This is a genomic window from Mesorhizobium sp. WSM4820, assembly GCF_055811075.1.
Genome location: NZ_JBVVQN010000018.1, coordinates 54,860 through 77,102 on the forward strand (window position 1 = coordinate 54,860; position 22,243 = coordinate 77,102).

A 22,243-nucleotide genomic window follows, 5' to 3' on the forward strand; every position below is an offset into this window, starting at 1 on the left:
GACCTACTCCGCCGCAGCCTTGCCAGGTTGCCCAAACCGCTGCTCGATATAGTCGGCGACCATTTTCTCGAAGTCGGCGGCGATCGAAGGCCCGCGCAGCGTCGCCGCCTTCCTGCCGTCGACGAACACCGGCGCCGTCGGCGTCTCGCCGGTGCCGGGCAGCGAAATGCCGATATCGGCATGTTTGGATTCACCCGGACCGTTGACGATGCAGCCCATCACCGCGACTTTGAGGTTTTCGACGCCGGGGTATTTTTCACGCCACACCGGCATGTTCTTGCGCAGATCCGCCTGGATGTTCTGCGCGAGTTCCTGGAACACCGTAGAGGTGGTGCGGCCGCAGCCGGGGCAGGCGGCGACGATCGGTACGAACTGCCGGAACCCCATGGTCTGCAGGAGTTCCTGCGACACTTGCACCTCGCGGGTGCGGTCGCCGTTCGGCTCCGGCGTCAGCGAGATGCGGATCGTGTCGCCGATGCCTTGCTGGAGAAGAATGCCCATCGCCGCGGACGAAGCGACGATGCCTTTCGAACCCATGCCGGCCTCGGTGAGGCCGAGATGCAGCGCGTGGTTGGAGCGGGTGGCAAGCTCGGTGTAGACCGCGATCAGATCCTGCACGCCGCTGACCTTGGCCGACAGGATGATCTTCTCGCGGCCAAGGCCGATCTCCTCGGCCATGTCGGCCGACAGGATCGCCGACTGCACGATCGCCTCGCGCGTTACCTCCTGCGCGGTCAGCGGAAAGCCCTGGCGCTGGTTGTCGTCCATCAGCCTGGTCAAAAGCTCCTGGTCGAGCGACCCCCAATTGACGCCGATGCGCACCGGCTTGTCGTGCCGGATCGCCATCTCGACGATCGCTGCGAACTGCCGGTCCTTCTTGTCCTTGAATCCGACATTGCCGGGATTGATGCGGTATTTGGCCAGCGCCTCGGCGCAAGCCGGGTGGTCGGCGAGCAGCTTGTGGCCGATATAGTGGAAATCGCCGACCAGCGGCACATTGATGCCGAGCCGTTCGAGCCGCTCGCGGATGGCGGGCACGGCGGCGGCACTCTCGTCGCGGTCGACGGTGATGCGCACGATCTCGGAGCCGGCGCGATGCAGCGCCGCAACTTGAGCGACGGTCTGGTCGACATCCGCGGTGTCGGTGTTGGTCATCGACTGAACGACGACAGGGGCGCCGCCGCCGACCATCACGCCGCCGACGTCGACACCGACAGACGTGCGGCGCGGGAAGGGTGAAGAAAAATGTCCGGTCATGGCCGGCTGCCCTTTGTTAGCGCCGAATTCCGGAATTGGTTTCCGGAAACAATCCGCGCAAAAATCAAAATACAGCGTCCATTGCGCGTCCGAAAGGAGGCGCGGCGCTATAGAAGGTCCCGGCATGAGGTGGAGGAGCAAAGATGGCTTGTCAATGGCGACAGGCAGGCAAACCTGTCAAATCGAACCGCCGGACAAACAGAAAAACGCTCCGGCGGCATTGGTTGCCACCGGAGAAGATGGTCGGGCAAAACGCGCACTGTCCCCGCATGGCCCCGAAGCCGAAAGGATTTTCGGAAAGGATCATGCGCCAAAATCAGAAGCACGACGCGCCCTTTGCGCATCCAAAGGACGCGCAGCGCCGTAGATGAGCGTCAGTGCGTGGTGGGTTTCGGTTTCGCCTTCAATTTCTCAATCTCGTCCTTGAGCGCCAGCTTGCGCCGCTTGAGATTCACGATTTCGAGGTCGTCGACCGATGGATGGTTCATCGCATCATCGATTTCGCGTTCGATGTCGCCGTGTTTCCGCTGCAGCTCATCAAGATGGGATGCAAGAGACATGATTGGTTCTCCCTTTCATGGTTTCCTCGATTGCAGCCGTCACGGCGCGTCCCACCGCAATTTCGCTTCTGTGACGGCATAATGACAGTGTGCCACTATCGGGCACCGATGTCGAATGCTGCGTGGTAGCATTCCACGACAATACGAAATGTGGTATTGGCTGCGCGCCGGTGCAAGATACCTCCGGCCTCGCCCAATCAGGCCCATTTTTGGGCGCCGCAGACGTGCAGACGGTAAATAATGTCCGAACAGGAACAGGCCGATATCCGCCTCGAATATTCTCGGCTGAAGCAAGAACACGCCGATTTCGACGCGGCGATCAACGCGATGATCGCCATGGGCTGCGACCCTCTGCAGATCCAGCGCATGAAGAAGAAAAAGCTCTTCCTGAAAGACCGGCTGATGGCGCTGGAAGACCGGATCATCCCCGACATCATCGCGTGAGCGAATCCCACTTGCGGTCGCGACAAATCCTGCTCATCCCGTGATCGAAAGCCTCGCGGCGCGTTCGCGTAGCAGGGCGATGAGATCGCCGGTCTTTTCCTCGGAAGTGTCGATGGGAACCACCAGGCATATCGTCGCCTCGACCTTGCCGGCAGCTGAAAAAACCGGCGCGGCAAGGCACTTTGTATAGGCGTCGACAAGACCGGAGGTCACACAGTAACCGGTAGCCCCGGCCGTAGCGATATCTTCTATGAAGTCGTCCAGCAGCAATCTGCGGCCATCCGGCAGGACGAGATCGTCTTCGGACACCATGTCTTCGATCACCGCCCGTTCGAAACCGGCGAGAAGCAACCGCCCGGAAGCGGTCCAGGGAAGCGGTATCTGCAGACCCGTGGCCGAACTGATCCGGAACGGCCTGGTGCCTGGGCTTGAATGGACAATCGTGTAGCGGCCGTTTTGCAGCATGCACAATTCGGAGGTCTCGCCTGTCTCGCGCGAAAGATTGTCGACTTCCTGACGCCCTCTCCTGAGCAGGTCGTTGCCGCGCACATAGTCCATTCCGTAGAGATAAAGCTTCTTCCCGAAATAGACGCGATTGCCGTCGCCGGCCATTTCCAGCAGGCCCGCATCCACGAGCGAGCGCACAAGCGTGTAGATCGTCGAGCGCGGCGCATTCACTCCCTTGGCGAGATCGCCAATCCCGATCGCTCGCTGGTTCGCATGGAGAAACTCCAGGATATGGAGCACGCGGTTGAGACCCTTCTCGCGGGAGCCCGCAATCCTGTCTTCGTCCGGACCAGCGTCCGGCCGAACTGCCAAGCCATTGCCATCTTGCATTGCTGATTCCTGGTGTTAGTATCTGTCTCGTACAGGATACATGTGTCTTTTGTAAGAGACAATCCAGCAGATTACCAATGCATGTATCGGCAAAGGGGAACACAACACGAAAAGGAGGTCGCCGTGAACGACACATCCAAAAGACGTGATTTTCTGAAACTGGCCGGGCTTGCAACGGCCGGAGTGGTGGGCGCAGCGACAACAGTCGATGTTCAGAAGGCGGCGGCGCAGGCGGCACCGGACAGCCTGCTGCGCACCGTTCTCGATCGCGGCAAGGTGATCGTCGGCACCGGCAGCACCAACGCGCCCTGGCACTTTGAAAACGATGCCGGCGAACTGGTCGGCATGGACATCACCATGGGGCGCATTCTTGCCAAGGGACTTTTCGACGATACGACCAAGGTCGAGTTCGTCATGCAGGATCCGGCCCAGCGCATTCCGAACGTGACCACCAACAAGGTCGACATTTCGATCCAGTTCATGACCATGACCGCCCAGCGCTCGCAGCTGATCCACTTCTCCCGGCCCTATTACGTCGAAGGCATCGCCTTGCTGACCCTTCCGAACGCCGAAAACAAGACCTTCGACAAGCTGCTTGCCGGCGGTTCGGCGACGCGGGTTTCCATCCTGCAGAATGTCGATGCCGAGGCAAATGTGCACATCGTCCTGCCGGAGTCGCAGGTGATGCAGATAGACACGCAGGCCAACGTGCTGCAGGCACTGGAATCGAAACGCGTCGACGCCGCCGCCGTCGATCTGTCGACGGTTCGCTGGCTCGCCTCGCGTAATCCGGACAAATACTTCGATGCCGGCAAGAGCTGGTTTTCGATGCTTTACGGCGCCGCACTTCGGCAAGGCGACCTCGACTGGCTGACCTTCGTCAACACGACCTTCACCACCGCCATGTTCGGCCATGAGACGGCGCTCTACGACGCTGCATTCAAGGACTATTTTGGACAGGAGCCGCCGGCGCGCCATCCCGGCTTCCCGGTCATCTGATGCAAGCAGGCGGAAGGGCTCGCGCCCTTCCGCGGCTTATCGTCGACAGCCCTCGATAATGACAGGGACACATGGGCTATACCCTGAACTTCAACCTGATCTGGCGGCATTTCGACAAGCTTTGGGGCGGGCTGCTGCTCAGCCTCGAGCTGGCCGTGATCTCCATCGCGATCGGCATCCTCATCGGACTGCTTCTGGCGGTCTGGTACGTGTCGGCCGGGCGTGCGGTGCGGACCGTCATCGCCGCCTATGTCGAGTTCATCCGCAACGTGCCGCTGATCCTGCTCGTCTATCTCGTCTTCTACGGCCTGCCGACGGTGGTCGACATCGCCTACAGCGCGCAGACCTCGTTCATCGCCACGCTGTCGCTCTATAGCGGCGCTTATCTGGTCGAGGTGTTCCGCTCGGGGCTCGAAGCGGTTCCGCGCGGACAGCTCGACGCCGGCAAGGCGATCGGCCTGACGCCATGGCAAAGGCTGGTTCATGTGCGCCTGCCGACGATGCTGCGCATAACGCTGCCCGCGCTTTCCAACACGTTCCTGTCGCTGTTCAAGGACACGTCCGTTGCGTCGGTCATTTCGGTGCCCGAGCTCACCTACGGCGCCCAGTGGATCAACTTCAACACCTTCCGCATCGTCGAGGTCTACCTTGTGGTGACGGCGATGTATCTCTTGACCGGCTACGCGCTTCTTTTTGCACTTCGGCTTGTCGAGCGCCGGTTCAGGGCGGCGCACTAGGATGCTTGGCCAGATCGCCTATGCCTTGCCCTTCCTGGCCCAGGGTTTTGCCGTGACGCTATGGGTGTCGCTGCTGGTCGTGGTGTTGTCGCTCGTCGCAGGCGTGATGATGGGCGTCGGCCTTGTCTATGGCCCGGCTCCGCTGCGCTGGGCGGTGCGCATTTTCAGCGATACCATTCGCGGCATTCCGATCCTGGTGCTCATCTTCTTCGTCTATTACGGCCTGCCTGCCGTCGGCCTCCATCTGGAATCCTTCTGGGCAGCCGTGCTGGCGCTCACCCTGTTCAAGACGGCGCAGGTCATCGAGTATCTGCGCGGTGCGGTCGGTTCCATACCGAAGGGGCAGTCCGAAGCGGCGATGGCGATCGGGCTGACCTTTCGCCAGCGACTGGCCTACGTCATCTTCCCGCAGGCGTTCAGGCGTTTCCTGCCGCCATGGATCAATGGCGTCACCGATGCGGTGAAGGGCAGCGCGCTGGTCTCGCTGCTCGGCATCACCGACCTGATGCATGCCATCAACCAGGTCATCGGCCGCACCTACGAAGCGATGCCGCTCTACATCCTCGGCGCGGTCATCTACTTCGCCGTCAATTACGCGCTCTCCCTGGCCAGCCGACGGTTGGAGCGGCGTTTCTCCTTCATCCGGGAATAGCAAGATGCCCATCGCCACGCCCGCCAATCCGGCGCTTCTCGATGTCTCCGAGGTTTCCAAGTCCTTTGGATCCGTCGCGGTCCTGCGCTCCGTCAGCCTGCAGGTGACGCGCGGCGAGGTGGTGACTGTCATCGGGCCTTCCGGCAGCGGCAAGACCACGCTGCTGCGCTGCGTCAACTTCCTGGAGAGCTACGACAGCGGCTTCATCCGCATCGACGGCAAGGAGGTCGGCTTCCGCGACACGGGAACACGCCAGCGCCGCAGCGAGCATGACCTGGCGAAGATGCGGGCCGAAACCGGGATGGTGTTCCAGAGTTTCAATCTGTTTCCGCATCTGACGGCGGCCGGCAACATCATGCTTGGCCTGCGCAAGGTGCGCGGCAAGAGCAGTACCGAGGCCCGCGCCATTGCCGAGCACTGGCTCGGCCGGGTCGGCCTTGCCCACAAGGCCGACAGCCTGCCGGCCGAACTTTCCGGCGGCCAGCAGCAGCGTGTCGGCATCGCCCGCGCGGTGGCGATGGAGCCAAAAATCCTGCTTCTTGACGAGATAACCTCCGCGCTCGACCCGGAACTCGTCGGCGAGGTGCTCGAGGTCGTGCGCAGCCTGGCCGAGGACGGCATGACGATGGTGATGGTCACGCACGAGATGGCCTTTGCCCGCGATGCCTCGAGCCGCATCATCTTCATGGCAGATGGCGGCGTCAGCGCCGCAGGCCCGCCCGCCGAGATTCTGGGCGCGGACATCGACAATGAGCGTCTCCGCAGTTTCCTGGCGCGGTTTCGTGCCTCGCATTTCTGAAGGACGGCGAAAGCTGTCGCAAGGAGCCTTTTCATGACGCCTTACATCCGGCTCGCAGAATTGGGCCTGACACTGCCCGAGCCGCCGACGCCGATCGCCAACTTCGTCACCCATGCCGAAAGCGGACGGCTGATCTTCCTCTCCGGCCAAGGCCCGTTGCGCGCCGACGGCACGCTTTGCACCGGCAAGGTCGGCGAGGACGTCACGGTTGAAGAGGCCTATAAGCATGCCCGTCTCACCGGCCTGAACCTGCTCGCCGTCATGCACGCTGCGGCAGGCGACCTCGGCCGTATCGTGCGCGTCGTCAAGCTGCTTGGCTTCGTCAACGCGATCCCGACCTTCAGCGACCATCCGCAGGTGGTGAATGGCTGTTCCGATCTTTTCGCCGCTGTCTTTGATAGTATCGGCGGGCACGCCCGTTCGGCGATCGGTGTCGGCTCCCTGCCGGGCAACATCACCGTGGAAATCGAGGCGGTCGTCGAGATCGCCGCCTGAAGTCTGCCAATGGGACCTCCAGAGATGAAAACCTATTCCGCAAACGGCTCCAACACGACAATCCGCGAACGGCTCGGCCTTCGCCCGATCATCAATGTCTCTGGCACGATGACGGCGCTCGGCGCCTCGATCATCGTCCCGGAAGCGATCGCCGCTATGTCGGAAATCGCCTCGCAATGGGTGGAGATGGACGATCTGCAGCGCGCCGCAAGCACGGTTGTCGCGCGCCTCACCGGCGGCGAGGCCGGCTTCATCACGGCGTGCTGCGCCAGCGGCATCACCATGGCCATTGCCGGCACGATGACCGGCACCAACCTTCTGGCGATCGAGCGGCTGCCGGACGACACCGAGGGCCTCAAGTCCGAGGTCATCGTCCAACTCGGCCACATCGTCAATTACGGCGCGCCGATCGACCAGTCGATCCGGCTCGCCGGGGCAAGGCCCGTACCGGCCGGTACGGTCAGCGTGACGCAGGATTATCATGTGCGCGAGGCGATCCGCGACCGCACCGCAGCAGGCCTCTATGTCGTTGCCCATCACACGGTGCAATACGGCATGCTCTCGCTCGAGGAGTTCTGCGAGATTTGCCACGCCAAAGGCGTCCCGGTGATCGTCGACGCCGCCTCCGAATACGATTTGCGCGGCTTTCTCGCGCGCGGCGCCGACATCGTCGTCTATAGCGGACACAAATTCCTCTCGGGACCGACAAGCGGCATCGTCACCGGGCGCAAGGATCTGGTGCGCGCCTCCTATCTGCAGAACCGTGGCGTTGCGCGGGCGATGAAGGTCGGCAAGGAAAGCATCGCCGGCACCATGGCCGCACTGGAGGCCTGGGAGCGGCGCGATCACGCCGGCATCCGCAAGCGGGAAGAAGCGGCGCTCGATCTGTGGAAGGGCGCATTGCAGGGCCTGCCGGGCATCGCCGCGCATGTCATTCCCGATCCGACCGGCAATCCGCTCGACCGCCTGCAGGTGTTCGTTACGGCTGAGAGCAGGTTCACCGCCGCCGGCCTTGCGTCGGCGCTGGCGGCAGGCGTGCCTCCCATTATCGTGCGCAACCACGAGGTCGAGCGCGGGCATTTCTTCCTCGACCCGTGCAATCTCCATCCCGGCGAGGCGGAAATCGTCGCCGAACGCCTGCGGGCCGTGTTGAGCGTGGCCGAGCGTCCGGCGGATGCGATGAAGTCGGCCCGCAAGGATAGCGCCGGCGCCTTGCGCTGGCCGGATTAGGTAATGATGGCGCCTCGCGCCAGAACGCTTGCGCAGAGGCAGCGCATCCTTGCCGTCGGACCCGAATTCCGCTAAGGCGCGCCTTTGCCGCCGGGAGCAGAAGCTTGGACGATCAACGTGCCGACGTCGCCATCATCATGGGCAGCCAGTCCGACTGGGCGACGATGCGCCACGCCGCCGAAACGCTGGAGGCGCTGGGCATCCCGCACAAGCGGCTGATCGTCTCGGCTCATCGCACCCCCGACCGGCTCTATGACTTCGCCAAGGGCGCCAAGGCGGCCGGCTTTCGGGTGATCATCGCCGGCGCCGGCGGTGCGGCACACCTGCCCGGCATGACGGCGGCGATGACGCCGCTCCCGGTTTTTGGCGTGCCGGTGGAATCGAAGGCGCTTTCCGGACAGGACTCGCTGCTCTCCATCGTGCAGATGCCGGCCGGCATTCCGGTCGGCACGCTGGCCATCGGCAAGGCGGGCGCCACCAATGCCGCCCTTCTGGCTGCGGCCGTGCTGGCGCTGACCGACGAAAAGCTCGCCGCCCGGCTCGATGCCTGGCGCGCCGCCCAGACCGCCAAGGTCGCCGCCGAGCCCACGGACACGCCATGAGCCTGGCCGCCGGATCGACCATCGGCATCATCGGCGGCGGCCAGCTCGGCCGCATGCTGGCGATGGCCGCGGCGCGCCTCGGCTACCGCACGGTCGTGCTGGAGCCGCAGCCGGATTGTCCGGCGGCACAGGTCGCCAACCGGCAGATCACTGCCGCCTATGACGACACGGCCGCGCTCGCCGAACTGGCTGCAGTCAGCGCCGTCGTCACCTACGAGTTCGAGAACGTTCCGGTCATGGCCGCCAGCGCGCTTGCCATCACGGTCCCGGTCTACCCGCCGGCGCGCGCGCTGGAAGTAGCGCAGGACCGGGTGGCGGAGAAGAAATTCCTCAACGGCATCGGCATTCCCACCGCGGATTTCTGCCCCGTCGACAATGACGACGAATTGACGGCGGCGCTGAAAAAGTTCAACGGCAGCGGCATATTGAAGACGCGACGCATGGGCTATGACGGCAAGGGCCAGCGCGTCTTCCGCAATATGGAAACGGGGGGCTTTGCCGGCACCTGCGAGGCGATGGGCAACGTGCCGCTGATCCTCGAATCCTTCGTCGCCTTCGAACGCGAGATCTCGGTGATCGCGGCGCGCGGCATGGACGGTTCGCTCGCCGCCTACGATCCGGCAGAAAACGTCCACCGCAGCGGCATCCTGCACAGCTCGACCCTGCCGGCCAGGATAGGGTCCGAAACCGCCGCTGCAGCGCAGGCGGCGGCAGCAGAAATACTTGCCGCGCTCGACTATGTCGGCGTCATCGGCATCGAGTTCTTTGTCCTTGCCGACGGCGCGCTGCTGGCCAATGAGATCGCGCCGCGCGTTCACAATTCCGGCCACTGGACGGAAGCCGCCTGCATCGTCTCGCAGTTCGAGCAGCACATTCGCGCCGTCGCCGGCCTGCCGCTGGGAAATCCCGGCCGCCATTTTGACTGCGTCATGGAAAACCTGGTCGGCGACGATATCCTGCGTGTCCCGGCCCTGCTCGCCGAGCCCGATCTGATGCTGCATCTCTATGGCAAGGCCGAGGCACGCCCCGGCCGCAAGATGGGCCATTTTACGCGAATGAGCCGCTACCGTTGAGGCTATTCGACGGCGCCGCTCTAAAGCGCGTCGCATTTGACCGGCCTCACGCGACGCGCTTTAGGTTGTTGCTTTATGCATGTCGTTATCGCAAAACCGCTGCACACTTTTGCGCGACATGCATTGCCGTCGATAGGGCAGAACTCAAACTCCGCCACATGGTTGGTTGACACGGGCAAGGCTCCTCGTTTATGAGCCACGCACAAGTTGAGAGGCGCGCTTTCCGAGCGCGCCTTAATAATTCGGCCCAAGCGGGCCCAGACCGACGGGCAAGACCATGAAGATCAAGAATTCGCTCAAGGCGCTCAAGGCGCGTCACCGCGACAACCAGCTGGTTCGCCGCAAGGGCCGCGTGTACATCATCAACAAGACCGCTCCGCGCTACAAGGCGCGCCAGGGCTGAGCCTTTTCGCGTTGGGGCGGCCTGCCTCCGCGCCTGCATGATGTACCGCATCGACCCAAAAATCGGAATCGATTTTCGGAAAACACGATGCGAGGAATTCAAAATGCTGGAGCGTCCTTTACGCGTCCAAAAGGACGCGTGGCGCTCTAATACCGGCCTGCCGGCCATCTCACGCTAAATTCAGTTTGACGATCCGCTGTCCGGGGTTAGATTCCGGTCATGCGGATTCATTTTGCATTCTTCGCGGCGTTTTTTCTTTTCGGGTTCGCCCCGCTTCCGGCTCGAGCGGAAGACCCGGTCACCCCTCCGGTTGCCACGACCAGGGAGGAAAGGCTCGACCAGCTGTTTGTCGACCTGAAGCGCGAGCGCAATGAAAAAGCCGCCGAGCGCATCGCGGCGCGCATCTCGCATGAGTGGTCGCAATCCGGCAGCGCCTCGATCGACCTGATGATGCAATGGTCGCAAAAGGCGGCCGAAGACAAGAAGTTCGACGTGGCGCTCGACTTCCTCGACCAGGTGGTGACGTTGCAACCGGCCTATGCCGAAGGCTGGAACCGGCGCGCCACCGTACATTTCATGATGAATAACTTTGGGAAATCGATGGCGGACATCGACCGCACGCTGCAGCTCGAGCCGCGCCATTTTGGCGCGCTGTCCGGCCTGGCGCAGATCATGGCGGTAACCGGCCACAAGCAGTCGGCGCTGGAAGCCTGGCAGCGCGTGCTCAGCATCTATCCGATGATGCGCAGCGCCCAGGATCAGGTCGGCACGCTTTCCGAAGAACTTGCCGGCGAAGGGATATGAGGTTGGCCGACGACAATTCCACTTGAGTGAAAGTCTTTTTAGCTAGACTGTTAACTAATTTCACTCCGGTCCGTACCTCTCTCCATGAACCCGATCTACGCCGCGCTCGCCTTCCTCCTGGCGCTTGTGTTCACCCTTGCAGGTGTCACCCGCGCCGGTTCATGGCTGATCGAGCGTCGCAATCCGCCGATCGGCGACTTCGCGGATATAAACGGTGCCCGCATCCACTACGTTCACATTCCGGCGCGGGAAAACGCCGAACTGCCGCCGATCGTCTTTATCCACGGCGCCAGCGCCAATCTCAGGGATCAGATGCTGCCGTTGAGGCCGTTGCTGGAAGGTCGCGCCGAGATGCTGTTCTTCGACCGCCCGGGTGCAGGCTGGTCGGCGCGCGGCCCCGGCAACAACGAGACCCCATCGGCACAGGCCAGCACCATCGCAGCGCTGATGGACCATCTCGGCATCAGGAAAGCCATCATCGCCGGCCATTCCTTCGGCGGCTCGGTGACCACCGCCTTCGGCCGCGAGCATCCCGACAAGACGCTCGGCCTAGTGTTCATGGCGCCTGCCACCCATCCCTGGCCGGGCGGCGCGACCGCCTGGTACTACAATTTGACGACCATTCCGATCGTCGGCCGGCTTTTTTCCGAAACGCTGACCTATCCGTCGGGAACGCTGCAGATGAATGCCGCCACCGCCTGCGTCTTTGCCCCCAACAAGGTGCCGGACTTCTATGTCGCCGAGGTCGCGATCCCGCTGGTGCTTCGGCCGAACGCCTTTCGTGCCAACGCCACCGATGTCGCCGGGCTTTATCGCTACACGCTCGATGCCGCACCGCACTACCGCGATATCAAGGCGCCGACTGTGGTCATCTCGGGCGACCGCGACAAGGTGGTCTATGCAACGATCCATTCGGTCGGCCTCGTCCGCGATATCGCCGGGGCCGAACTGGTCTGGGTCCGCAATCTCGGCCACAAGCCAGACTGGATAGCACCCGATCTCGTTGTCGGCGCGATCGAAAAGGTCGCCGGCAGGGACGTGGACCTCCAGGCAATGGCGAAGGCCGTGGAAATCAGGATTGCCGGCGACACCTACGGTGCCGGCAAATGCGCCGACATCAAAGCGCCGGAAGCCGAACTCGCGCCAATTTAGAGCAACCGAAATCATTCGAAGCGACGGCCAAGCCTAGCGGCGGGCCTGCACGTCCGATCCGACATAGGCGATGCGCAGCATGTTGGTGGAGCCGGGCGTCCTCAACGGCACGCCGGCGGTGATGATGACCCGGTCGCCGGGCTTGCCGAACCCTTCGTCCAAAGCGATGCGGCAGGCGCGGTCGACCATATCGTCGAGGTCGATGGCGTCGGGCGAGACGACGCAATGCGTGCCCCACAAAAGCGATAGCCGCCGCGCCGTGTTGACGATCGGCGACAGGGCGACGATCGGCACCTGCGGCCGCTCCCGCGCGGCGCGCAGGCCGGTCGTGCCGGACGCCGTATAGCTGATGATCGCCGACAGTTTCAGCGTCTCGGCGATTTCGCGGGCGGCAAGCGAAATGGCGTCGGCGCCGGTCGCTTCCGGCTCCGAGCGCTGCGCATTGATGATGCCGGCATAGGTCGGGTCGGTTTCGACCTTGCTGGCGATGCGGTTCATCATCGCCACCGCCTCGACCGGGTAGGCGCCGGCCGCGGATTCGGCCGAGAGCATGATGGCGTCGGCGCCTTCGAACACGGCGATCGAGACGTCCGACACCTCGGCGCGGGTCGGCACCGGCGCGGTGATCATCGATTCCAGCATCTGCGTGGCGATCACCACCGGCTTGCCGGCGCGGCGCGCGGCGCGGGTGATCTGCTTCTGGATGCCGGGCACGGCTTCGAGCGGCATTTCGACGCCGAGATCGCCGCGGGCTACCATCAGTGCGTCCGAAAGTTCGATGATCTCGGCCAGCCTGGCGACGGCTTGCGGCTTTTCGATCTTGGCCATGATCAGCGCCCGGCCGCGCGCGATCTTGCGCGCTTCCGCCAGATCCTCCGGCCGCTGCACGAACGACAGCGCCACCCAGTCGACGCCGGTGGCCAGCACAGCATCGAGATCGCTGCGGTCCTTTTCGGTCAGCGCGCCGACCGGCAGGTCGGTGTCGGGCAGGCTGACGCCCTTCTTGTCGGAGATGCTGGTGCCGGCGACGACGGTGCAGACGATCGCCTGTCCGTCGCTCTCCACCGCCTTCAGCTCGAGCTTGCCGTCGTCGATCAAAAGACGGTGACCGGCCTCGACCGATCTCAGGATTTCCGGATGGGGCAGATAGACCCTGGTCGAGTTGCCGGGCTCGGGATTGTCGTCGAGCGTGAAGGTCTGGCCGAGTGTCAGCGTCTCCTTGCCGTTGGCAAACTTGCCGACCCGAAGCTTGGGTCCCTGCAGGTCGGCGAGAATGCCGATCGGCCGGCCGACCGCTTTCTCGACGGTGCGGATGCGACCGACAAGTGTGCGCATCAATTCATGATCGGTGTGGCTCATATTGATGCGAAACACGTCGGCGCCGGCTTCGAAAAGCTTCTTCAGCATGTCCTCGGAGGAGGAGGCCGGACCGATGGTGGCGAGTATCTTGACCTTGCGGCTGCGTCTCATTGACTGTTTGTTCCCGGGGCGGCTGGAACGCCCCCCGTTGCGGGGTCATCGGTCAGCTGGACCATCCAGCTTGCCTGCTCGCCCGTGTCATATTCCTGGAATCCGGCGCGCTGGAAGCCCCGGGCGACGCAATCGCTAACGCCGGCGATCTTGAACTCTTTTTCGGCCACGCACATGTTGATCGGACCATCCCAGCGCCCGCCGCGCTCGGCGTCTTCTGCATAAAGATAGTAAAATCTTGATGACAGCGGCCCTTCGATCAGCGTCTTGCAGCTCGATCCCTCGATGTGCCACCAGCCTTCGGTGATCCAGCCGGCCTTGGCGCGATAGCCGATGCCGACGCCGACCAGGTTCTGCGTGGCGTTGCAGACACGGAAATCGGCGCGCGCCGGCGAGGCAGCAACCATCGCGGCGAGGCCCACAGCGAAGGTCAGGAACGGCATGGCGAAGGCATAGCGCACACGCGGCCTGCCGGCGGAACCCATCCTGAAACCTCTCAAGAACCACATTTGCATCTCTCAACGCCCCTTTTCGGAAAAGTCCGGGCGCATGTCAACGCGCCCTTCCGCTCAATTCCAATCGATTTAGAAAGGCTCCGGCGCATGGTCTGTCGCCTTCTGCCAGATTTCCGCAGAAACCGTGGCCAAACGACGGCATTGCGTAATCGTCCCCTTCGTGGAATGACGATACCATCCTCCCCCGAAGCCAGCGAACAGACCATTTCCCGCCGATGACCCGATCCACAGTTTTCGCGCCTTTCGACGTCGTCGAAGGCGACCGCAAGCGAGGCATCGTGCTCCTGGCCGATCACGCCCGTCGCGACCTGCCGGAAGAGTATGGCAGCCTCGGCCTGCCGGCGGCGGAATTCGACCGCCATATCGCCTACGACATCGGTGTCGAAACGGTGACGCGCGAACTGGCCGCTTTGCTCGGCGTGCCGGCGGTACTCGCCAATTTTTCGCGGCTTCTGATCGATCCCAATCGCGGCGAAGACGATCCGACACTGATCCGCCAACTCTATGACGGCACCGTCATTTCGGGGAATTATCCACTTACCTTGAAAGAACGTGAAAGGCGGCTCGACCGCTTCTATCGACCCTATCACGATGCGGTCGGCGCCATGATCGCCTCGGTGGCGCAGGCTTGCGCAAACGCCCCCTTTATCCTTTCGGTGCATTCCTTCACCCCGTTCATGCAGGGGTTCGTGCGCCCTTGGCATGTTGGCATCTTGTGGGATCGCGACGACCGGGTGGCGCGACCGCTGATCGACATGCTTGCGAAGGACAAAAGCCATATCGTCGGCGACAACGAGCCCTATGACGGCGCGCTGCGCGGCGACACCATGTTCAGGCATGCCATCATCAACGGCTTCGCCCATGCGCTGATCGAAATCCGTCAGGACCTGATCGCCGATCGGCAGGATGCGGTCGCCTGGGCCGAACGGCTGGCGCCGATCGTTGACGCGATCAACCGCCGTCCCGATATACATCGGGTCAGACGATTCGGCTCGCGCACCGGGCCGCTCTAAGGAAGCCCAAGGAGGCCAAGAACACATGACCGAACTCAGCGACGAGCAGAAACGCGATTTCGAAGCCGCCGCCTTCCGCCGGCTGGTCGCGCATCTGCGTGAACGCACGGACGTGCAGAACATCGACCTGATGAATCTCGCCGGCTTCTGCCGCAACTGCCTGTCCAACTGGTATCGCGACGCCGCTGAGGCCGAGGGTGTCGATCTCAGCAAGGACCAGTCGCGCGAGATCATCTACGGCATGCCCTATGCCGAATGGCAGGCGCTCAACCAGACCGACGCCTCCAATGCCAAGAAGGCCGAGTTCGAGGCAAGACGCCCCAGGGATCACTGAGACCACGATCCCGAAAAGTGGAAACCGGTTTTCGGATAAGATCCTGGTCGAACAAAGCCCGACCAGATCGGCATCATCAACCTGGGTTCAAGCGAGCCGTTTGGCCCAAGCACTTTTCAAGAACGAGCGCTTGACTGAGGATTGAATCGATCTAATTTGCCGCGCGAAGCTATTTTTCGCATCGGATTCTACACGATGGACACGCTAAACCGCATGCAGACCGCCATTCGTGGGCGATGGGCCGTGGCGGCCATCTTCCTGGCCAATGGCTTTCTGACCGGCGCCTGGGCGCCGCAGATCCCGGTGGTGCTGACCCGGCTGGATATCAGCAAGTTCACGCTTGGCCTGCTGATCCTGCTGTTCGGCGCCGGCGCGGTCACAGCGATGACCTGGTGCGGCCACCTGATCTCCAGGCATGGGTCGCGCACCGTGCTGCGCTGGTTCGGTCTCATCGGCAGCTTCGGCCTGCTGGTTGTGGCGCTGGCTCCCAACGTGCCGCTGGCGGCTATCGCCATGTTCATCTTTGGCGGTTCGATCGGCGGCATGGATGTCGCCATGAACGCCAATGCGATCACGGTGGAACGGCGCTTGTCCCGGGCCATCATGTCGTCCTCGCACGGCTTCTGGAGCCTTGGCGGTTTCGCCGGCGGCGCTCTCGGTGGCCTCGCCATCCAGAATTACGGTCATCTCGCCCATGCGACGGTGGTGACGGCGCTCGCTTTCGCCGTGATTGCAGTGGCAGTCCGCTACCTGATTGCCGAGGACAAGCCGCCCCAAGCGTCCTCGGGGGTAATCGGGCATCGCAAATTTGCGCTGCCTGGAAATCCGCTGGTCTATCTGGTCGGGCTGATGGCGCTGATGACGATGATCTCCGAGGGTGCGGTGCTCGACTGGGCAGCGCTTTACCTGCAACAGGAACTCGGCACCGACCTCGCCGTAGCTGGTTTGGCCTACGCCGCTTTTTCCGGCGTCATGGCCGTCATGCGCTTCGTTGGCGACGGCGTCCGTAACCGTTTCGGTGCCGTGACGACACTGCGCGTCTCGGCGCTTGTCGCCGCTGCCGGCATGCTGGTGGCGGGTCTGGCGCCCTCGCCCTGGCTCGCCATCTCAGCTTTTGCCTTTTGCGGCTTCGGCATCGCCAATATGGTGCCGATCCTGTTTTCGGCCGGCGGCAACCAGGAAGGCATGTCGTCCGGCACCGGCATGAGCGTCGTCACCACAATGGGCTATTCCGGCATTCTGGTGGCGCCGTCGGCAATCGGCTTCATCGCCGAGCGTTCAAGCTTCGGTCCGATCTTCGTCGCTTTGTCGGGACTGCTGGTCGTCGTATTCTTGATGGCCGGGCTCGCTCACCGCGCCGAATTCGCGCCTGACGCGGCCCCGGCCGAATAGCGCTTCAACTCCTCGTAGAGGAAATCCGCGGCACGGCGGATGCGTACGCTGGTGCGCACGTCGCGGTGCATGGCCAGCCATACCGGCAGCGTCGGCAGCCCGAGGCCCGGCAGCACTGTCTCCACCAGCGGATCGCGGTCGGCCAGCGGCTCCTGGCCAAAGCCGATGCCGTTTCCCGACCGCACCGCCTCCCACAGCACAATTTGGTTGTCGGTTCTGAAGCGGAAGGCATTGCGGGTGAGCGGGACACCGAATTGGGCAAAGCCGCGAATGATCTCATCGCTGCGGTCGAAGCCGATCAGGTCGTGGCCGGCAAGATCGCTGGGTTCGCGCGGACGGCCACGCCGGTCGAGATAGGATTTTGCCGCGCAGGCGCGGAGCGGAATGTCTGCCACCTTGCGCGCCACCAGTTCGTTCTGGGCCGGCTTGACCATGCGGATAGCGATGTCGGCATCGCGGCGCAAAAGATTCTCGACCTGGTTCGACGCGACGATCTCGACCTCGATGCCGGGCTCCTCGGCGCCCAGCCGCGCCGTCATCTCTGGCAGGACATAGGCCGCCACCACCTCGCTGGCGGCAATGCGCACCGTGCCCTCGATCGCCTCGACCGATCCCAGCGCCAACAGCGAAAAGGCGCTCGCCTGCTCGCTCACCGCCCGGCCGCGTTCATAGAGCGTACTGCCGGCTTCTGTCAGGGCGTAGCCGCGCCGCCCGCGCCGGAACAGGGTGACGTCGAGCGCCTGCTCCAGCTCGGCTATATGGCGGCCGAGCGTCGGCTGGCTTGCAGCCAGCTTGCGCGCGGCAGCGGACAGGCTGCCGGTTTCCGCCACGGTGACGAAACTCTTGATCAGATTCCAGTCGATTTCCATTCAAAACTGAATATCATGTCGTCAGATTCAGTCAATTTCCATTCGTTTGCGGGCGGATCATATTGTGACCGTAACGCAAACACGGAAACGAAACATGACCAAGATCGCAATTCTGGGTGCCAATGGCCGGCTCGGCCGCGTGGTTTCCAAGGCCTTCATCGACGCCGGCTATGATGTCCGCGCCATCACCCGCAACGGCAAGATACCGGCAGAACTCACCGGCGCCACAGCCGTCGCCGGCGACGGGCTCGATCGCGAAGCGCTTATCCGCGCCACCGATGGCGTCGACATCATCTTCAACGGTCTCAACCCGATCTACACCGACTGGGGCAAGTGCCTGCCGATGGCCGAGAACGTCATGGCCGCGTGCCGGGCGAACCATGCATTGCACCTCGCTCCCGGCAGCGTTTACAATTACGGCTCGCCGATGCCGGCGGTCATCACCGAAGACACGCCATTCCACCCGACGACGGAAAAGGGCCGCATCCGCGTCGCCATGGAAGACCTCTTTCGCCGCGAGGCCGAAGCCGGCCGAGTGCGCACCATTCTGCTGCGAGCCGGCGATTTCTTCGGCGGCACCGGCACCGGATCGTGGTTCGATCTGATGGTGGCCGCCAAGATGGACAAGGGCGTCTATACCGCCCCCGGGCCGGCCGATCTCCTGCATGAATGGGCCTATCTGCCTGATATGGCCAAGGCTTTCGTCGGACTGACTGAGAATCTCGACAAGCTCGGCACCTACGAGGCGCTGAACTTTCCCGGCCACGCCGTTACCGATCTGGAGATCAAGGCCGCCGCGGAGCAGGCGCTCGGGCACACGTTGAAACTGACGTCGATGCCGTGGTGGATGTTGCGCGCCGGCAGTCCGTTCGTGGCGATGTGGCGCGAGCACGTCTCGATGTCCTATCTCCGCTTCGAGCCACACCAGTTGGTCTCGGCAAGACTGGAAGGCATCCTCGGTACGATCCCGCATACGCCGCTGGATAGGGCGGTGGCAGAAGCCCTCGATGATATCGGTGTGGCCACGATTGATGGCGTTTCGAAAGCTGCCTGAAAACGTGCGTTTCGAACCGAAGGCTCGGAAAGGACCATGCGCAAAATCAAATGCTACAGCGCTGTGAGTCCAAAAGGACGCGCAGCGCTGTAGCATTCGTGCACACCAAACTCCGGGTCAAATCCTGCCCATCAGCAGCAACACCAGCAGCACGATCAGGATGACGCCGACGATGCCGGAGGGACCATAACCCCAGGAACGCGAATGAGGCCATGCCGGCACCGCGCCGATCAGAATGAGGATCAGAATGATGATGAGAATGGTGCTGAGCGTCATGAGAAACTCCCCGCTTTGAGGCATTCCATGACAGGACAATGCAAAAGGCCGCTGGGTTGTTCCCGGCGGCCTTTTCTACCTGGGCTGAAGGGAGCGACCTATTCGGCGGCCTTCGGGAAGTCAATCGCCGGCTCGTCGTGCAAGCCCGGCCCTGCGGAGGTCTCCATAGTCACATCGGCTGGCGTCCCGCGCCGGAACACCCGACGGAAGAATGCATAGAAGCGGCTGTTCTTGCTACGCGTGAACACCATCAGCATCGACGGTGTCACCACCAGAGTCAGCAAGGTGGCGAAGGACAGGCCGAAGACGATCGCCGAGGACAGTGAAATCCACCATTGCGTCGACGGCGCGTTGATCGTCGTCTCGTGATGGAAGATTTCGAGACCGAGGCCGAAAGCGATCGGCAGCACGCCGAGGATCGCCGACACCGCCGTCAGCACCACCGGGCGGGCACGTTCGCGGCAAGTCTGCAGCACGGCGTCCATCTTGTCCCAGCCCTCTTCGCGCAGCCGGTCGTAGGTGTCGATCAGCACGATGTTGTTGTTCACCACCACGCCGGCCAGCGCGATGACGCCGATGCCCGACATGACGATGCCGAACGCCTCTCCAGTCAACAGCAATCCCAGGAACACGCCGACGGTCGCCATGACCACGCAGGACAGCACCAGCCAGACGCTGGTGAACTTGTTGAACTGCATCAGAAGCACCAGGAAGATCAGGAAGATCGCCGCGCCAAAGGCCTTGCTGAGGAAAGCGCTGGCCTCGGCGCTGTCCTCGTTCGAGCCGGCAAGCTTCCAGCGTATGCCGCTGCCGAGATCCACTTCGGCGACAGCCTGGCTGACCTGCTGCTGGACAGAAGCGACCTGCTCGCCGGCGGCGACATTGGCCTGGACGACCACGGTGCGCGCGCCGTCGATGCGGTTGAGGATGCCGACGGTCGGCTCGGGCTTGCGCACGACGAAATTCGAGATCGGCACCGACCCTTGCGACGTCTGCACCCTGAGGTCGTCGAGGGTCGACAGCGTGCGCCGGTCCTCGGGCAGGCGCAGCCTGATGTCGACGGCGTCGTCCGCACCGGCCGGCCGGTATTCGCTGAGCTTCAGCCCGTTCGTCACCAGTTGCACCACCGTGCCGACCGAAGTCGGGCTGATGCCGTATTGCGCCGCCTTGGCGCGATCGACGTCGAGCGCCCAGTCGACGCCGGGTGGCGGCAGGCCGTCGGAAATATCGATGACACCGGGCACCTTGGCAATGCGCGCGGCGACCGCGCGCGCCTTGTCGTCGAGGCCTTTCGGGTCGACGGCTGACAGCCTGATCTGGATCGGCTTGCCGGTGGGCGGGCCGGCCTCGGGCACGCGAACCTCGACGTCGACGCCGGGAATGCCCGCCATGACGCCGCGCAGTTCGTCCAGGATGGCGTTCGCCGATTTGCGCTCGCGCCAGTCGACGAACTCGTACTGGATCACGCCGACCACGTCTTCGGGAATGTCCTGGCCGCCGCCTTGCGTCTTGCCGACACGGGTATAGACCGATTTCACGCCCGGCCAGCCGAGAAGCCGGTTTTCCGCGGTCGTTGTGGCGGCATCCATTTCGGCGAGCGAAAGGTTGCCGCGGGCGTGCACGTAGAGCAGACCGTAGTCAGGCTCGACATTCGGGAAGAACTCGACGCCGGCGCCGTATTTCGAATAGGCAAAGCCGACACCGAACAAGAGGCCGACGGTGAGCAGAAGCACGGTGATGGGAAAGCGCACCGCCTGCTTGACCACGGCCATGTACCAGCCGTCGCGGTTGTCGCTCTCGTGATGCGGCGGCGCCTTGGCGAACAGGGCGCCAAGCGCCGGTGCAAAGACCAGTGCATAGAGCATTGAGGCCGAGAGCGTGACGATCAGCGTGATCGGCATGTATTTCATGAAGTCGCCGATGATGCCCGGCCAGAACAGCAGCGGCGAAAAGGCGGCGATGCGCGTCATCGTCGCGGCGATGACCGGACCGGCCATGCGCTTGGCGGCAAGCGCGAACGCCTCTGCCTTAGGCATGCCTTCGCTCATCCGCCGCTCGGCGAATTCGGTGACGATAATGGCGTCGTCGACCAGCATGCCGACCGCCAGGATGAGGCTGAACAGCACGATCATGTTGATCGTGTAGCCCATCATGGCCAACAGCAGGATGCCGATCAGGAAGGACGATGGAATGGCGAGGCCGATCAGCAGCGAGGCGCGGCCCGACAGCGCGTAGAGAATGACGATGAACACCAGGATCACGGCGATCATGACGTGGTTCTGCAGATCGCCGAGCAACTGGTTGACGAAGACCGATTTGTCCTGCGTGTAGGTGACGTGCATGCCTTCCGGCATGGTCTTTATGAAGGCATCGGACACGGCCCTCACCTGGGCGATCGTGTCGATCAGGTTGGAGCCGATGCGCTTCTTCACCTCGATGGCGATCGCCGGCTTGCCGTCGAGACGGGTCACCGTCTCGGCGTCCTTGAAGGTGGAGCGGACGGTGGCGATATCCTGGGCCTGCACCACGGCATTGGGGCCGGCGACGATCGGAAGCGCCGCCACGTCCTGTGGCGTTTCGATCAGCGACGGCACCTTGACCGCGTATTTGCCCTCGGACCCTTCGATGTTGCCGGCGGCGACGAGACTGTTGGAATCGCCGACCGCACCGATCAGCTGCTCGAGCTGCAGCCCGTAGGAAGACAGTTTCATCGGATCGATGACGACTTCGACGAGATCGTCGCGGGCACCCTGCAGCGAGCCCTCCAGCACGCCCGGCACTTCCTCGATGCGGTCGCGCAACTCGCGCGCCGCCATCGTCAGAACGCGCTCGGGCACTTCGCCCGACAGCGTCACGACAAGGACGGGGAATTCGGAGACGTTGACTTCGGAGACTACAGGCTCCTCGGCTGCCTGCGGCAGGTCGGCCTTGCCGTCCTGGACCTTGCTGCGCGTGTCCTGCAGCGCCGTCGCCAGATCCGTCTGCGGGTGGAATTCGACCAGCACATAACCGCCGCCCTGGAAGGCGGCCGAACGCATCTCCTTGAGCCCCTTGAGGCTCTTCAGCTTGGCTTCCATCGGCCGCAGCAGAAGGCGTTCCGAATCCTCGGGCGAGATGCCCTGATAGATCAGGCTGACATACATCATCGGAATCGGAACGTCAGGTTCCGCTTCCTTCGGTGTCGACTCATAGGCGACCGCACCGGCAAGGATGAGGAACACCAGCACCGAAATGGTCAGCCTGGCATTGCTGATTGCGAGTTTGACGATATCCATG

Annotated in this window: 24 protein-coding genes; 16 read left to right on the forward strand and 8 right to left on the reverse strand. The window is 63.1% G+C overall.

What is annotated here, in order from left to right:
- Positions 1-3 precede the first annotated feature (3 nt).
- Together ispG and AC0L2R_RS25545 are read right to left on the reverse strand one after the other, a co-directional pair.
- Positions 4-1,257 (reverse strand): flavodoxin-dependent (E)-4-hydroxy-3-methylbut-2-enyl-diphosphate synthase, encoded by a 1,254-nt coding sequence (gene ispG, locus AC0L2R_RS25540; protein ID WP_473512226.1) that lies wholly within the window; start codon positions 1,255-1,257, stop codon positions 4-6.
- Between the two features lie 374 nt (positions 1,258-1,631).
- Positions 1,632-1,817 (reverse strand): YdcH family protein, encoded by a 186-nt coding sequence (locus AC0L2R_RS25545; protein ID WP_023797036.1) that lies wholly within the window; start codon positions 1,815-1,817, stop codon positions 1,632-1,634.
- Positions 1,818-2,057: 240 nt separating this feature from the next.
- On the opposite strand from AC0L2R_RS25545, the gene AC0L2R_RS25550 reads away from it, so the two are divergent.
- Positions 2,058-2,261: a YdcH family protein gene (locus AC0L2R_RS25550; RefSeq protein ID WP_023797035.1), complete on the forward strand. Its 204-nt coding sequence runs from the start codon at positions 2,058-2,060 to the stop codon at positions 2,259-2,261.
- Between the two features lie 33 nt (positions 2,262-2,294).
- On the opposite strand, the gene AC0L2R_RS25555 is transcribed toward AC0L2R_RS25550, so the two are convergent.
- Positions 2,295-3,098, reverse strand: a complete 804-nt coding sequence (locus AC0L2R_RS25555) for an IclR family transcriptional regulator (RefSeq protein WP_473512227.1) — start codon at positions 3,096-3,098, stop codon at positions 2,295-2,297.
- 123 nt (positions 3,099-3,221) lie between these two features.
- On the opposite strand from AC0L2R_RS25555, the gene AC0L2R_RS25560 reads away from it, so the two are divergent.
- The 11 genes from AC0L2R_RS25560 (at position 3,222) to AC0L2R_RS25610 (ending at position 12,044) form a co-directional block, all read left to right on the forward strand.
- A complete protein-coding gene (locus AC0L2R_RS25560; RefSeq protein WP_091593538.1) occupies positions 3,222-4,097 on the forward strand; it encodes a transporter substrate-binding domain-containing protein in 876 nt (291 codons plus the stop codon).
- Positions 4,098-4,168: 71 nt separating this feature from the next.
- Entirely contained in the window at positions 4,169-4,834 is a 666-nt protein-coding gene (locus AC0L2R_RS25565; RefSeq protein WP_023797032.1) for an amino acid ABC transporter permease, read from the forward strand.
- Position 4,835: 1 nt separating this feature from the next.
- The gene (locus AC0L2R_RS25570; protein WP_077380470.1) at positions 4,836-5,486 is read left to right on the forward strand and encodes an amino acid ABC transporter permease; all 651 of its coding nucleotides are present in this window, start codon (positions 4,836-4,838) and stop codon (positions 5,484-5,486) included.
- A 4-nt stretch (positions 5,487-5,490) separates the two neighbouring features.
- On the forward strand, positions 5,491-6,285 hold the full coding sequence (locus AC0L2R_RS25575) for an amino acid ABC transporter ATP-binding protein (protein WP_473512228.1): 795 nt from the start codon (positions 5,491-5,493) through the stop codon (positions 6,283-6,285).
- Positions 6,286-6,318: 33 nt separating this feature from the next.
- Positions 6,319-6,780: a RidA family protein gene (locus AC0L2R_RS25580; protein WP_128245992.1), complete on the forward strand. Its 462-nt coding sequence runs from the start codon at positions 6,319-6,321 to the stop codon at positions 6,778-6,780.
- Between the two features lie 24 nt (positions 6,781-6,804).
- Positions 6,805-8,010 carry an aminotransferase class V-fold PLP-dependent enzyme gene (locus AC0L2R_RS25585; RefSeq protein ID WP_473512229.1) on the forward strand — a complete coding sequence of 402 codons (1,206 nt, stop codon included), beginning with the start codon at positions 6,805-6,807 and terminating at the stop codon, positions 8,008-8,010.
- 104 nt (positions 8,011-8,114) lie between these two features.
- Positions 8,115-8,612, forward strand: coding sequence for a 5-(carboxyamino)imidazole ribonucleotide mutase (purE, locus tag AC0L2R_RS25590; protein WP_091593328.1), 498 nt, complete (start codon positions 8,115-8,117; stop codon positions 8,610-8,612).
- Complete coding sequence (locus AC0L2R_RS25595) at positions 8,609-9,685, forward strand: 5-(carboxyamino)imidazole ribonucleotide synthase (RefSeq protein ID WP_473512230.1); 1,077 nt, start codon at positions 8,609-8,611, stop codon at positions 9,683-9,685. Before purE ends, AC0L2R_RS25595 begins: the two co-directional genes overlap by 4 nt.
- A gap of 277 nt (positions 9,686-9,962) precedes the next feature.
- Positions 9,963-10,088: a type B 50S ribosomal protein L36 gene (gene ykgO / locus AC0L2R_RS25600; RefSeq protein ID WP_006327841.1), complete on the forward strand. Its 126-nt coding sequence runs from the start codon at positions 9,963-9,965 to the stop codon at positions 10,086-10,088.
- A gap of 219 nt (positions 10,089-10,307) precedes the next feature.
- Positions 10,308-10,892, forward strand: coding sequence for a tetratricopeptide repeat protein (locus tag AC0L2R_RS25605; protein WP_473512231.1), 585 nt, complete (start codon positions 10,308-10,310; stop codon positions 10,890-10,892).
- 84 nt (positions 10,893-10,976) lie between these two features.
- A complete protein-coding gene (locus AC0L2R_RS25610; RefSeq protein WP_473512232.1) occupies positions 10,977-12,044 on the forward strand; it encodes an alpha/beta fold hydrolase in 1,068 nt (355 codons plus the stop codon).
- A 33-nt stretch (positions 12,045-12,077) separates the two neighbouring features.
- Here AC0L2R_RS25610 and pyk read toward each other — a convergent pair whose 3' ends face one another.
- Together pyk and AC0L2R_RS25620 are read right to left on the reverse strand one after the other, a co-directional pair.
- A complete protein-coding gene (gene pyk, locus AC0L2R_RS25615; RefSeq protein ID WP_023797023.1) occupies positions 12,078-13,514 on the reverse strand; it encodes a pyruvate kinase in 1,437 nt (478 codons plus the stop codon).
- Complete coding sequence (locus AC0L2R_RS25620) at positions 13,511-13,999, reverse strand: DUF1036 domain-containing protein (RefSeq protein ID WP_023797022.1); 489 nt, start codon at positions 13,997-13,999, stop codon at positions 13,511-13,513. Before AC0L2R_RS25620 ends, pyk begins: the two co-directional genes overlap by 4 nt.
- Before the next feature lie 245 nt (positions 14,000-14,244).
- Here AC0L2R_RS25620 and AC0L2R_RS25625 point away from each other — a divergent pair, with 245 nt between their 5' ends.
- The 3 genes from AC0L2R_RS25625 (at position 14,245) to AC0L2R_RS25635 (ending at position 16,768) form a co-directional block, all read left to right on the forward strand.
- A complete protein-coding gene (locus tag AC0L2R_RS25625; RefSeq protein ID WP_287307372.1) occupies positions 14,245-15,042 on the forward strand; it encodes an N-formylglutamate amidohydrolase in 798 nt (265 codons plus the stop codon).
- A 25-nt stretch (positions 15,043-15,067) separates the two neighbouring features.
- Positions 15,068-15,376 carry a DUF1244 domain-containing protein gene (locus AC0L2R_RS25630; protein ID WP_023797020.1) on the forward strand — a complete coding sequence of 103 codons (309 nt, stop codon included), beginning with the start codon at positions 15,068-15,070 and terminating at the stop codon, positions 15,374-15,376.
- A 195-nt stretch (positions 15,377-15,571) separates the two neighbouring features.
- Positions 15,572-16,768 carry an MFS transporter gene (locus AC0L2R_RS25635; protein WP_473512233.1) on the forward strand — a complete coding sequence of 399 codons (1,197 nt, stop codon included), beginning with the start codon at positions 15,572-15,574 and terminating at the stop codon, positions 16,766-16,768.
- On the opposite strand, the gene AC0L2R_RS25640 is transcribed toward AC0L2R_RS25635, so the two are convergent.
- The gene (locus AC0L2R_RS25640; protein ID WP_473512235.1) at positions 16,726-17,637 is read right to left on the reverse strand and encodes a LysR family transcriptional regulator; all 912 of its coding nucleotides are present in this window, start codon (positions 17,635-17,637) and stop codon (positions 16,726-16,728) included. The two genes, AC0L2R_RS25635 and AC0L2R_RS25640, sit on opposite strands and share 43 nt — an antisense overlap.
- Before the next feature lie 94 nt (positions 17,638-17,731).
- On the opposite strand from AC0L2R_RS25640, the gene AC0L2R_RS25645 reads away from it, so the two are divergent.
- Positions 17,732-18,691 carry an NAD-dependent epimerase/dehydratase family protein gene (locus AC0L2R_RS25645; RefSeq protein ID WP_473512236.1) on the forward strand — a complete coding sequence of 320 codons (960 nt, stop codon included), beginning with the start codon at positions 17,732-17,734 and terminating at the stop codon, positions 18,689-18,691.
- Between the two features lie 117 nt (positions 18,692-18,808).
- On the opposite strand, the gene AC0L2R_RS25650 is transcribed toward AC0L2R_RS25645, so the two are convergent.
- Complete coding sequence (locus tag AC0L2R_RS25650) at positions 18,809-18,967, reverse strand: DUF3309 family protein (RefSeq protein WP_091593346.1); 159 nt, start codon at positions 18,965-18,967, stop codon at positions 18,809-18,811.
- A gap of 98 nt (positions 18,968-19,065) precedes the next feature.
- Complete coding sequence (locus tag AC0L2R_RS25655; RefSeq protein WP_473512237.1) at positions 19,066-22,242, reverse strand: efflux RND transporter permease subunit; 3,177 nt, start codon at positions 22,240-22,242, stop codon at positions 19,066-19,068.
- Between the last annotated feature and the right edge of the window lies 1 nt (position 22,243).